The following is a 12442-nucleotide window of genomic DNA, read 5'->3' as shown; positions in this document are numbered from 1 at the left end:
TGCCCGTGGATGCGTGAACATTTCCTCTACATTTTGTATTTCTGTAGGCGCGAAGTGCGTAGGACAATCTTTATTTCAATAGCAGTGTCGAATTGGATGACACACCCTAAGCCTCGCATAAGGCTGCGAGCCTCCGGTCGAGATAACAATTTTGCGGTAGGTCGGTCGCCGCGACCTCAAAGACCTTGACTTTCAAATCCTGCTCCCTCCGCGAGAGTCAGGCCGACACAGCCGTCGATGGTGGAATAAATTTAAGCTTCCCGTGTTTTCCCATTAGACGAAATATTCGGAGAGACTCCGCCTGATTTTCTAGAGCGTGACGTTGTCGCTCGCGGATAAAACATAGTCTCTCGCCAGCGGCGTGCCTCGTGAGGATAACCTCACGGCGCGAATTCGCACAGGCATCGTCGTTCCGAAAACTGGATAGAAGCATCTTGAGCTCTCTGCTTTGTCCCACTAATTGAAGAAGGGCTTCGTAAACAGAACATGTCTTTTAGGGTTGCCGTAACAATAGTTATTCTTTTTTTCTGCTCTATCCCAACATTCGGAGAATCATGCGCAGCAGGGTTTCGTGTTGAAGGTACCGTACTGGATCCGGATGGTCTGCTGATCGAGGGCGCACACATCACAGCGACCGATGGTTCAAGTACTCAGACCAATGCCAAAGGCTATTTTGTACTGCCATGTGTCTCTTCGAGCGCAACCGATCTAACCGTAGAAGCGGGCGGCTTCGCATCTTCGTCAGTACACGCCGAGAACACCGGAGCTGGGAGCGCTACTCTCACCGTCAAGCTTGCCCTCGCCCAGGTTGATGCAGACGTAAGCATCGCTGCCGATTCGGGGTCGGACGCTCCCGTTCTGGGCAGCCAGACATTAAATACAAAACAGGTAGAGCAGCTTGCTGACGATCCGGATGATCTCACTCGCGAGCTTCAGGCACTAGCCGCAACGGCCGGCGGCGGCGCAGCCAATGCGACGATCACGGTCGATGGCTTCGAGAATGCCAGTGCTTTGCCGCCAAAGGACACCATCGCATCTGTCAATCTTGACCCGGACCTGTTTTCGCCCCAATACGAGTTCCCACCTTTCGAGGGAGGTCATATTGAGATCACGACCAAGCCGGGACTAGGCGATCTGCATGGCTCCGTGTTCTTCACCGACAGCGACGGCAGCTTTAATGCCACAGATCCTTTTTCGCTCACCGCGACTCCGGCGAGCAAGCGTCGCTATGGCTTCAGCGTCGGTGGCCCCATTGTCAAGAAGAAGAGCGGCTTCAATCTGTCTTTGGAAAAACGCGACATCAATGAGTTCAACGTCGTAAACGCCATCACGCTCGATGCCAATAATAATCAGGAGGCGCTTCAGCAGGCGGTACAGGCACCGCAGCGCCTATGGATCGCTTCGGCACGAGCAGACGCGCAGATAACCCCAAGCGAGTCGATTGTCGTCTCCTTCGCTGCGAACGTAAATAATCTGGGAAATCAGGGAGTCGGCGGTCTTACTCTCGCGGAAGCCGGCTTCGACAGCCATGTGAGCGAGTTTGACCTGCGTATTGCAAATACCCTGGTTCTTGGCCCGCATCTGCTGGACCAGACCCGCATGGGTTACTCCTGGAAAGATACGGCACAGACGCCGCTCTCCACCGCGCCGCAGCTTCAGGTCGCTGGCTTTTTTACCGGCGGCGGCTCCACGGCGCAGGCCCTCAACAACCGCGAGCGCGATCTTGAGATTAATAACGATCTGTTCTATGACCACGGCAAACACACCATGAAGTTCGGCGTTCGGTCGTTGGCCTACTATGTTCACGACAATGATCCGGATACCTTCAACGGAGCATTCATCTTCGGTGGTGGAAGCGCTCCGGTGCTTGACGCCAACAACCAGCCGCTCCCGCAGACCACCAACATTACTGCGCTCGAACAGTATCGGCGCGCGAATCTAAACCTCGCAGGCGGTACCCCGACAGAGTTCCAGATTACGACTGGAGACCCATTGGTCGCCTTTACCCAGTGGAAGATCTCAATGTTTGCCGAGGATGTCATCAAACTGACGTCACATCTGACCTTCACCACTGGCCTCCGCTATCAATTACAGACCTCGCCCGATAACTCTTTGAACTTCGGCCCGCGAGCGGGACTTGCGTGGGCCTTTGGCAAGAACGACTCGACCGTACTGCACGCCCGGATAGGTCTTTTTAGTCAATCGTCCCCGCTTAAGATTTCGACGGAAGCCTTTCGTCTCAACGGCATCCTTCAGGATCAGGCACTCGTCTACTCCCCGTCCTTTACCTCACCGTTGACCCCGACAGGGGGATCGTTGCAGGTGAACACCATTCGTTCCCTACCCCACACCCTGGGGCAGACCAGCGTGTATCTCTATCAGTTTGGCGGAGAACAAGCGCTCCCCTATGGATGGAGGGCAGAGGTCAGCTTTTTTGCGGGAGTGGGATGGAATTGGTTCCGTATACGGAATATCAATGCGCCGCTCGTTGCCGGCAGCAATGGTGTTCCGCCCGATCCTACGTCTGCACTGCTTGCGCCGCGCCCCCTCCAGCCGAACCTCAATATCCTGCAGTTCCAGAACTCCGGTCACCTTTCCGGCAATGTCTTCCAGGCGAGTCTCAGCCAGCAGAGTTACAAATATGCCAACGTCTCGCTGGCCTGGATATATGAAACAACCAGGTCGGATGCCGGCAACTCCTTCGACTCGCCGCAATCCACCTACAGCGAGGCTGGCGAGGCATCCAGAGCCGACTGGCAGAACACCAATGACCTCATTCTTACCGGCAATCTGAACCTGCCGCGCAAAGTTCAGTTCTCAACAGAGATCGACGCCCAGACTGGCACCCCCTTTAATATCACCACCGGGACAGACTCAAACGGAGACGGTATCTTCAACGATCGTCCTTCATTCGCCACGGCTCCCGGCAACGGCGTCTTCGCGACGCGCTACGGTCTACTCAGCACCAATACCGTGAATGGCAATGTTCCACGTAACTTCGGCACGATGCCCTCTACCGTGCACATCGATGCCAATCTCAGCCGGGCGTTTGCGCTCGACAGGGGCAAAGACAGCCATCGCACGCTCACGCTCAATGTTCGCAGCGCTAACCTGATCAACCATACGAACGTGACCGCCGTCGGCACAGTCGTCTCCTCTCCGAACTTTGCCCAGGGCGTTGCCGCAGAAGCCGCGCGTCGTCTGGAACTGGGGGCCCGGGTCTCCTTCTGAGTGGACGTCAACTTGGTTGGAATGCCCACGAGGCGACGTATCTGCTTCTAGAGCTGTCATCAAATTACTTTTGGGGTAAAGTCGGACTCCGCAAACAGCTTGCGGTGGCACTGTTTCGTTAAGGGCATGGCTGAAGCCAGGCCCTTAACGAAACGGTGCCGTAACAAGCTGTTTGCAACGTTCCACTTCACTCCAAACGCAATTTGATGACAGCCCTTAGGGTGGTTAGTTGTTAATTCGTTAAAGAAGGATGGTCTGTTGAACACAGCGCTTCGCGCTATGGGGAAACCGCTCTAAACATTCTCGTTAACGTCTAAATTCTTACGCCAGGCCGGTGCTCTGTGCCTGCTCATGCGCGTGGTAGCTGGAACGCACCAGCGGCCCGGACTCTACGTGGCGGAAGCCCATCTGCAAGGCCTCGTGCTTGAGGAAGGCGAACTCATCCGGCGTGTAGAAGCGCGACATCGGCAGGTGATCGCGCGAGGGACGCAGGTACTGGCCGACGGTGAGGATATCGACCTTGCGGTCCGCGAGGTCGCGGAAGACCGCGAGCAATTCATGCATCTCTTCGCCCATGCCGACGATGATGCCGGTCTTGGTAACGATCGGACCCTCTGCATGCTCAGCAGACTCGCGTTTCGCGTTTTCCAGGAAGGCCAGCGAGCGCTCGTAGCGGCCGCCGGACTTGGCGACGCGATACAGCCGTGGCACGGTCTCGATATTGTGGTTCAAAATCTCGGGCCGCGCGTTGACGACGAGGCGGCGAGCTTCATCGACGCCCTGAAAGTCGGGAGTCAGCACTTCCACCTGGCAGCCGGGGGCCTGCTTGCGAATCTCCTGGATGACGTTCACGAAGGCCCGTGCCGCACCTAGGTTGTCGTCGTCGCGATTCACGCTGGTAATGACGGCATGCTTCAGGCCAAGCTGTGCGACGGCATAAGCCACGCGCTCGGGCTCCTGGTGGTCGATCGGCTCAGGCTTGCCCTTGGGCACGGCGCAGAAGCCGCAGCGCCGCGTGCAGAGGTTGCCGAGCATCATGAAGGTAGCGGTCTTGTGGTTCCAGCACTCGCCGATGTTGGGGCAGTGGGCGGACTCGCAGACGGTGTGCAGATTGAGCTCGCGGGCCAGCTTCTTCAGGTTGTGGAAGGTCTCGCCCATCGGCGCGCGCGCCTTGAGCCACTCGGGCTTGGGAGCGGGCTTGCGTGGAGTCAGGTCGATCTGGACGAGAGGTTCGGTCTGGAGCAGCGGGGCCATGAGCTTATTCGATTGTAGCCCTTTCAGAAAGGAGCGAGCAGCGGGCGTTTATCGAGCGACAAGAACGCCTTACCGCAGGCGCTCGCGTACTTCCGGGCGGCTCAGGTAAAGGAAGAAGAGCATCGCGAAGAGTCCTTGGATAACGTATGGAGCGATGTGCGTGCGATGGAAGCCGTAGAAGTATCCGGCAGCCATTGCCAGGCAGCCGGCCGTGACCAGTGCCCATCCCCAGCGCTGCAGGCGCAGCAGGCCGAAGACGCCGATGACCAGCAGTGTGCAGACGCCGAGGATGCTATACTTCGCCGTGCTCAGGCCGAACTTGCCGCTCATGGCGGCGAAGGCATTGAGCATCGCCATCAGCAGCAGGTACATGCCGATCAGGGCCATGCCGGGCAGCATGCCCTTGGCCTCTCCCGCAGGAGTGCCGGGGAGGTGTCGTGAACGAAAGCCAGGATCTTGCGCCGGAGGTACAGAGGGGGTGCCGGTCGTCTGCGGATTTTCAGGGGTGTCGGGCATGGTGTTCGATTTACAGCGTATGCAGATAGGCCAGCACGTCGTCGAGGTCCTGGGGGTCGGTGTTGGGCTGCGCGGGCATCAGGTTGCGTCCGTGCAGAACGGTCGCGGTTACACGCTCATCGTTGGCCGGTGCGCCGCTCGGCAGGTACTGCTTCTTGAAGACGCCACGAAGCGGCGGCCCATGCAGCGGGTCGGAGACTCGATCGTAGTGGCACTGCGCGCAGTGAGCCTGATAGACCTGGTGACCCCGGGCCTGCTGCGGGTTGAGCTGGGTGAGCGGTATCGGTGGAGGCGTAGAGTCACAGCCTGCGAGGCAGAGAAGAAAGGGCAGAGCGCAGAGGATAGAGAGGCCAGGGACCCGACGAAGCATCTTATTGGAATCGCTGTTCACTTGCGCTCTATCCTCTACTCTCTACACTCTGTTTCTTACTTGGCTGCGCTTTGGAAGATCTGTTCCGCAAGGTAGTTCTCGACCTTGGCCTGATCGCGCAGCATCTCCAGGTAGGAGGCCTTCAGCAACTGCGAGCGGCTCTCGTGGAGCTGCTGGCGAATGTTCTGCTGCACGCGCGGATCGTTCAGATCGCGTTGGCCCGCTGGCTCCTTGCTGATGAGCTTGTAGATCGAGTAACCGGCGACCTTGTGTGTGGTGCCGTCGAGCACCGGAAGGATGTCGGTGATCTGCCCGGCCTTGAGCTTCATGATCGCGGCATAGGCGGTGGGATCGGCCTTCATCTGTGACTCGGGGACAAAGCCTACGTCTCCGCCGTTAGGAGCGGTGTCCTGGTTCTCGGAGAAGTTCGACGCGATGGTGCCGAAGTCGTCGCCGGTATCGAGGCGATTCTTGAGCGCCTGGATCTTCTTGCGTGCTTCGTCGTCGGTGGTCGCCTTGGAGTTCTGCAGGTTGCTGGACTGCTGCGCGGGCTGGTTGGTCACCAGGATCTGCGCCAGATGGTACCGGTTCTCGATCAGGTTGAAGCTGTCTTTATGGGCGTTGAAGTAGTTGTTCACGTCGCCGTCGGTGACGGTGATCTTGGAGTCGATCTCTTTGTTGAAGAGCTTCGTCTGGGTAAGATTGCGACGGATATCGCGCCGGAATTCGTCAAGCGTGAGATTGAGCGCCTTGAGCCGTGCCTGAAACTGTTCTTCGGTGAAGGGGGCCTTGTATTCGGCCTGCTTGGCATCGACCTCGGAATCGGTTGCGATCAGATTCTGCTTGGCGGCGCGCTGCTCGACGATCTCTTCGACGATGAGTTCGTGCAGGATGTTGAGGCGCAACGAATCGGCCTGGTCCGCCGACGGTGCCGCCTGCTGCGGATTGTTGGCGAGCTGCGCGTTGTAAGCCTTATCTACCTCGGTGCGCAGAATCGGATGGCCGTTGACGGTGGCGACGACTCCATCCTGGGGGGCCTTATGGCAACCGGCGAGGAGGACGAGCGTGGAAGCGAACAAAACGGCGGACGAGCGAAAGGTCTTCGGCATTGGGGGAGGGTTCCTGGGCCACGCGCCTGGTATGCGCGGCTATCCGGTTCAGTTTACAGGAGGAGCAGGCTGATGGGCAGCGTTAGCGGGGTTCTATCGAGGCAATCCGTGAATGAAATGAGATGAAAGATGACGCCAGATGAGTTAGATCGTTTCATCGTCACAAATGTTACGGGAAAACCGGAACCGGACGGACATCCTTCAAGCGGTGTCCGTCCGGTCCCTAAGTCGTTGAGATATTGCTGCCTGAGGTTAGAGCTTTCCCAGCTCCACAATATGCACGCTGGTAATGGACTCAACCTTCCGCAGCTCTGCAAGCGCTTGCTGCAGAGCGGGTTGTGCCTCCGCAGGCACATCGAGCTGGACGACCGCCAGGGCCTGGCTTCCCGGAAGACGCGTGCTGCGGCCCAGGGCAAAGTTGGCGATATTCAGCTTCGCTTCGCCAAGGATCGTGCCGATGCGCCCGATCACGCCCGGTACATCCTGGTTGCGGATGACGACCAGCGTCCCGGTGAGTTCGGCTTCGACATCGATCCCGTCATAGCTGAGCAGGCGGGGCGAGTGGCCGTGGAGCACCGTCGCCGTTGCGGTGGAGTCGCCCTTGGCCGAGTGTAGCGCCAGCCGGAGAACCGCGCCCGTGCCGCCGGAGACATGCTCGCGCTTGTCTTCCTGCAGACGGATGCCCCGATCGGTTGCCACCGAAGCGGCATTGATGCGGTTGATGCCGTCCGAACCCGCGAGGACGCCGGAGATGGCAGCGTTGCGGATTAGATCGGTCTTGAGCTGCGCGAGCCGGCCGTTGTAAGTCAGCGCGATGCTCTCGATGTTGCCGCCCGTCTCCGAAGATCCGATCGCGTGGGAGAGGAACTGCCCAAGCCGCGCAGCCATCTCGATGTACGGAGAGACCTCGGCGTACTCCTCCTCCGAGAGGGAAGCGACGTTGACGGCATTCTGCACGACACCGAGCTTCAGGTAGTCGCGGACCTGGTTGGCAAGCTGGATGCCGATGGCCTCCTGCGCTTCGTCGGTCGAACCGGCGATATGCGGCGAGAGCAGCACGTTCTCAAGCTCGAAGTACGGCGAATCCTTGAGCGGCTCCTGGCGGAAGACGTCCAGCGCGGCACCGGCGACGTGGCCGGACTTGATCGCCTCGGCCAGCGCCTCGTCGACGATGAGCTCGCCGCGCGCGCAGTTCACGATGCGGATGCCCTTCTTCATGATCGCGAGCGAGGTCTTGTTGATCAGGCCCTCGGTCTGCGGCGTGAGACCCACATGCAGCGAGAGGAAGTCGGAGCTGGAGAAGATCTCGTCGATGGGAACCAGCGTAACGCCGTTCTCACGGGCAATCACCGGAGCGACAAAGGGATCGTAGCCCAGCAGGTTCATGCCGAACGCCTTGGCGCGGCGCGCCACTTCCAGCCCGATGCGGCCCAGCCCGACGATGCCGAGCGTCTTGCCGCGCAGCTCCGAGCCCTGCAGCGACTTCTTCTCCCACTTGCCCGCGTGCAGCGCGGCGTTCGCGCGGGGGATAGCGCGGCACATGGAGATCATCAGTCCAAGCGTGAGTTCGGCGACGGCAACAGCGTTTGCGCCCGGCGTATTCATCACGACGATGCCGCGGCGTGTGGCCTCGTTGGCATCGATGTTGTCGACGCCAACACCGGCCCGGCCGATGATGCGCAGTTTGGGAGCGGCTGCGAGCAGGGCAGCGTCCGCCTGAACGGCCGAGCGCACGACGAGCGCATCGGCATCGGCGAGCTCCGCGGGCAGGCCGCCGGGAGCGATCTTGTCAGCGGTGACGACGTTCCAGCCGGGCTCCTTCTGGAAGATGGCAAGCGTGGCGGGCGAGACTTTTTCGGCGAGAACGATCTTCAAGAGGATCTCCGGGGCGCAAATGGCGCAGCACTTTTAGTGTAGCTGTGAACAAAGGTTGAGGGGGAGCCGGGGCAAAGAGGGCGAGCGGTTACCGCTTGAGTTCGGCTACGCAGTGGTCGTCGAACTGCTGGACAAATTCTTTGAGGGTGGTGAACTGGATCTGAATGGAGGCGTTTTTTCTCAACAGGAGGACATATTCGTCGGCGGGGAGACTTCCGGGATCGTAGCCCATCTTAAAGGACGAGATTGCGTCGAAGTCCTGCACTCCCGCGGCGATCACGTTCTTGTTAACGAGGTCTTCCAGCATGTAGAGATCGGAGTACCGTTGCACTTCGTCATAGGGCATGAAGCCTAGGGCCCCGGTATCCCGCGCGGTACGCCAGGCTGCATCGTTCAGCGAGTCGAAGTTCATGGAGTTGTCGATGGACCCATGGAAGTTTTTGGGGTCTGCCATGAGCTCGTGAATAGCCTTGATATTGGCGACCTGGCTGTCGACGTTCCGCTGCAAAAGTACAAGATCCTTTTGCGCGGCCTCATGATTGGTTTCAATCTCGTGCCGGATATTCTCCCGGGCCTCATGTACGAGATGGCGATGGTGCAGGTACTCGACGAAGGCCTCCAGGGTGAGCGCGATGAAGAGCCCGATGGTCACGATCGTCAGGTGGGTAAAGAAATCGCGCCAGGTGTGAACAGGTTGGTGGGGTGCGTGGACGTCCATGCTGCAGCCAGCTCCTTGTTGCGAGGGGATTGTTCGCAGTTTACCGAAAGAAGTGCGGGACGAAGCTGCTGAGGTTGCCGGTAATAGGCCCCGCGTCCTCGCGTATGCCCATGCCGCAGCACTCCTGGTCGATCATCCAGAGGCCGAGCACAGGCCAGCGGCCCGGATTCGGCCCGTCGGGAAAGACCGTCGCCGGCCCCAGTCGCTGGTCGATCTGCAGCCGGTTATCGTACGGCCCGTCGGTAGAGATCTGCTTGCCTTCCAGGCTGGTGATCACGATGTTGGAACCCTCGCGCGAGTGCAGGGGCTTTCTCACCCAGCCGGGAGCCGGTTGCCAGTTGCTGGAGCCCGTCACGAAGTGCGATTCCAGCAGCAGCTCGTGGTTCGGGTAGAGCTCCCACAGCACCGGCAGAATGCCCTTGTTCGAGAGCAGCATCTTCCAGATGGGTTCGATCCAGCGCATGTCCTTGTACGTGCGCAATCCCTGGGCGGCGAAGGCCTCTTCGAGCATCGTCTCCCACGGATAGAGCTTGAAGATCGACTCGATCTGATTCTCTTCCGGGGCGAGATCGACGAAGCACTGCCGGGGGTCGTTCCAACCGATCTCCTCCATGAGGAGTTGGCTGGTGGGCAGCCCCGCCTGCTCGGCGGTATCGCGAAGGTAGGCGACGGTGAGCAGGTCTTCGGGATAGTCGGTGCTGGCAAAGTAGACGGGCTTGGCGAGATAGCTGTCGAGATCCTTCCACTTGGCGATCAGCTTCTCGTGCAGCGAGTTGAACTGGTCGGCATTCGGGTAGACGTCTTTCAGCCAATACCACTGGATCACCGCGGCTTCGAGCAGCGAGGTCGGGGTGTCGGCGTTGTACTCGAGCAGCTTTGGCGCTCCCTGGCCGTTCCACAGGATGTCGAAGCGGCCATAGAGTGCCGGAGGCTCCTCGTTCCAGGCCCACTCGATCATCGGCACGGCTTCGGCGGGGATCTCCAGCTCGTCATAGCGCTGGTTGTCGATGACGTTCTGTGCGGCGGCGAGGCACATCTCCTGCAGCTCGTTGCCGGCGGCCTCCAGGCGGTCGACCTCGGCCGAGGTGAACTCGTAGCAGGTGCTCTCGTCCCAGTAAGGCCGGGCGTTCGGCACGGAGGGATCGGCCTCGGGAGTATGGAAGGTGAGGCCCTGCTGTTCGACGGTCTGCTGCCAGTGGGGGCGAGGGGTAAGGGTATGGCGCTGCATGGATCTATTCTCCCCCACTGCCGCCGTGCGAAGAAAAACTGCTGCCAAAACCTCCACGGCTGGTGCCGCTGAAGGAGTAGCTGTGGCCTGAGATCGGCGAGTAACTGCCTCCGCCCACAATACTGCCCAGGACGAAGCCTCCCCCGCCGCCGTAGTAATAGCGGTAGTAGTGCGGAATAAAGATCCCGTTGGTATAGGTGCCGCCATTGTTCAAGAGGCTTCCCGCTACAGGCTTTTGCGCGCCGGGAGGCAGGTTCTTGCAGAAGCTGGGGTCGACGACATGGTTGGACTCATCGACGCAGCGCTCCACCTCGGTGTGGCGGCAACCGGTGAGCAGAGCCATGGCAGACGCAGCCAGCAAGGGGGCAATGACGTGGGCGGAACGACGCATGCTTCGAGTCCTTAGGGTTTCGAAACATGGTACCGCATGAGGACGCGATGGCGACAGGTGATGGCCCATTCACAACAGCGCGAAGCGCGTTCCCCGATGCTTCAGCATCGGAGAGTCGGAGGGAGCCCGGGCCTAGGTAGCGTCTGACGAATCGGGGACAACCACGAATCACATATTTTTGTCCCCCCAGAATCGTCATCCTGAGCGTAGCGCCTCGCGTTTTTTGCGAGGTGCGTAGTCGAAGGACCCCGAAGGTCTCGATCTCACCCATGAGGTTGGAACCTTTTCCAGCACGAACGTCCAGGCTCGAGCGCTCGAAGTTGAAAAGGTGCGAGGAGTATGGGCAAGAGGTCAACCCTCGGGGTCCTTCGGCTGCGCGTCCCCAAAAGCTGGGACGCTACGCTCAGGATGACGATTTTGTGGGGATACATAAAACACAAAGCTATGGGTGCAGCGAGCTTGATTTGACCCTAAAACCGGGGTCTACCTGAAGCCCAACTTTCGCCTGCCGCTTACTCCATAGTCTTTATGGCTGCGGCGTAAGTGGCAGGCGACGCTAAACCGTCACGGAACGCGGTATTCAACTCGCCCTTAAAACTGCTGCGACTTCAACCACTCGCGGAACTTCGGTCCCAGCTCATTGTGCTTCAGCGCGAAATCAACGGTCGCTTTCAAGAAGCCGAACTTATCGCCTGCATCATGACGTTTGCCTGTGTAGCAAAACCCATAGACCTTCTCATACTGCAGCAGCGCCTTGATGGCATCGGTAAGCTGTAATTCGCCGCCCGCACCGGGCTTGATATTTTCGATCATCTCGAAGATGCGCGGCGTCAGAATGTAGCGGCCGATGATGGCGTTCAGGCTGGGAGCCTCTTCAGGCTTCGGCTTTTCAACCATGTCCCGAACGTCGAGCAGCCGTTTGTCCTCAGGGTCGGGCGTGCAGTCCAGGCAGCCGTAGTGCGAGATCGCCTCGCGATCCACAACCTCCGAAGCCAGGATGGAGGATTGCGTCCTATCGAAGGCCTCCACCATCTGCTTCATGCAGGGAACGGTGCAGTCCACGACATCGTCGGGAAGAATGACGGCGAAGGGCTCATCGCCGATAAGCTCCTTGGCCTGCAGTACAGCATGGCCAAGCCCCAGCGGCTCGGCCTGACGGGTGTAGACGATACGCGCCAGCCGGGTGACCGATTGAGCGATCTCCAGCAATGCCGGCCGGTTGCGCGCGATCAGCGAGGCCTCCAGCTCCGGTGACTTGTCGAAGTGATCCTCCATCGTCGCCTTATTACGGCCTGTGACGATGATGATCTCCGTGCATCCGGCGGCCACAGCCTCTTCGACCGCATACTGAATCAGAGGCTTGTCCACCAGGGGCAGCATCTCCTTGGGAGTTGCCTTGGTGGCGGGAAGAAACCGGGTACCCATGCCTGCCGCGGGAATCACGGCCTTACGGACCTTCAAGAAAGCCATCGACGCTCCAAATCCATTTGTTTCAAGCTCATAGAGCCTTGCCAATATCCTAGCAAGAGCAATTGCTCTTGCCGTTTGAACTACCTCAAAACCATTGCATGAACGGGGTGAAGAAGGAAACAGGCCTGATGACCTTCTGCGCCGTGGCATATCCTCCACGACACACAGAAACTCCAGTGCTGCACCCCAGAAAAAGTAAGATGCACAAAACCGTAAAAATACGGTCCCGATTCCTTCTGGATGGCCGATTTTCGGCACCCGGATTCGTTTTCAAATAGGT

At 59.2% G+C, this 12442-nt stretch carries 10 protein-coding genes; 1 reads left to right on the top strand and 9 read right to left on the bottom strand.

Features of this window, described 5'->3' with window-relative positions:
* Nucleotides 1-486 precede the first annotated feature (486 nt).
* On the top strand, nucleotides 487-3231 hold the full coding sequence (locus HDF15_RS08020) for a TonB-dependent receptor (protein ID WP_184254456.1): 2745 nt from the start codon (nucleotides 487-489) through the stop codon (nucleotides 3229-3231).
* A 321-nt stretch (nucleotides 3232-3552) separates the two neighbouring features.
* Here the strand turns inward: HDF15_RS08020 and lipA are convergent, their stop codons facing one another.
* The 9 genes from lipA to galU all read right to left on the bottom strand — a co-directional run bounded on the left by lipA (nucleotide 3553) and on the right by galU (nucleotide 12162).
* On the bottom strand, nucleotides 3553-4485 hold the full coding sequence (gene lipA / locus HDF15_RS08015) for a lipoyl synthase (RefSeq protein WP_184254455.1): 933 nt from the start codon (nucleotides 4483-4485) through the stop codon (nucleotides 3553-3555).
* A 69-nt stretch (nucleotides 4486-4554) separates the two neighbouring features.
* Nucleotides 4555-5001: a hypothetical protein gene (locus HDF15_RS08010; RefSeq protein ID WP_184254454.1), complete on the bottom strand. Its 447-nt coding sequence runs from the start codon at nucleotides 4999-5001 to the stop codon at nucleotides 4555-4557.
* 10 nt (nucleotides 5002-5011) lie between these two features.
* Nucleotides 5012-5392 carry a cytochrome c gene (locus HDF15_RS08005; RefSeq protein ID WP_311733058.1) on the bottom strand — a complete coding sequence of 127 codons (381 nt, stop codon included), beginning with the start codon at nucleotides 5390-5392 and terminating at the stop codon, nucleotides 5012-5014.
* A 35-nt stretch (nucleotides 5393-5427) separates the two neighbouring features.
* Nucleotides 5428-6480, bottom strand: coding sequence for a SurA N-terminal domain-containing protein (locus tag HDF15_RS08000; RefSeq protein WP_184254452.1), 1053 nt, complete (start codon nucleotides 6478-6480; stop codon nucleotides 5428-5430).
* Between the two features lie 252 nt (nucleotides 6481-6732).
* The gene (gene serA / locus HDF15_RS07995) at nucleotides 6733-8355 is read right to left on the bottom strand and encodes a phosphoglycerate dehydrogenase (RefSeq protein WP_184254450.1); all 1623 of its coding nucleotides are present in this window, start codon (nucleotides 8353-8355) and stop codon (nucleotides 6733-6735) included.
* Between the two features lie 88 nt (nucleotides 8356-8443).
* Complete coding sequence (locus HDF15_RS07990; RefSeq protein ID WP_184254448.1) at nucleotides 8444-9073, bottom strand: hypothetical protein; 630 nt, start codon at nucleotides 9071-9073, stop codon at nucleotides 8444-8446.
* 40 nt (nucleotides 9074-9113) lie between these two features.
* On the bottom strand, nucleotides 9114-10301 hold the full coding sequence (locus tag HDF15_RS07985) for a glutathionylspermidine synthase family protein (RefSeq protein WP_184254446.1): 1188 nt from the start codon (nucleotides 10299-10301) through the stop codon (nucleotides 9114-9116).
* A gap of 4 nt (nucleotides 10302-10305) precedes the next feature.
* Nucleotides 10306-10692, bottom strand: a complete 387-nt coding sequence (locus HDF15_RS07980) for a hypothetical protein (protein WP_184254444.1) — start codon at nucleotides 10690-10692, stop codon at nucleotides 10306-10308.
* 591 nt (nucleotides 10693-11283) lie between these two features.
* Entirely contained in the window at nucleotides 11284-12162 is an 879-nt protein-coding gene (galU, locus tag HDF15_RS07975) for a UTP--glucose-1-phosphate uridylyltransferase GalU (RefSeq protein WP_184254442.1), read from the bottom strand.
* Nucleotides 12163-12442: the final 280 nt, after the last annotated feature.

It is taken from the genome of Granulicella mallensis, from assembly GCF_014203225.1.
Taxonomy (GTDB): domain Bacteria; phylum Acidobacteriota; class Terriglobia; order Terriglobales; family Acidobacteriaceae; genus Granulicella; species Granulicella mallensis_A.
The sequence above is the reverse complement of the archived record's forward strand: the minus strand, read 5'-3'. Positions and strand labels throughout refer to the sequence as shown.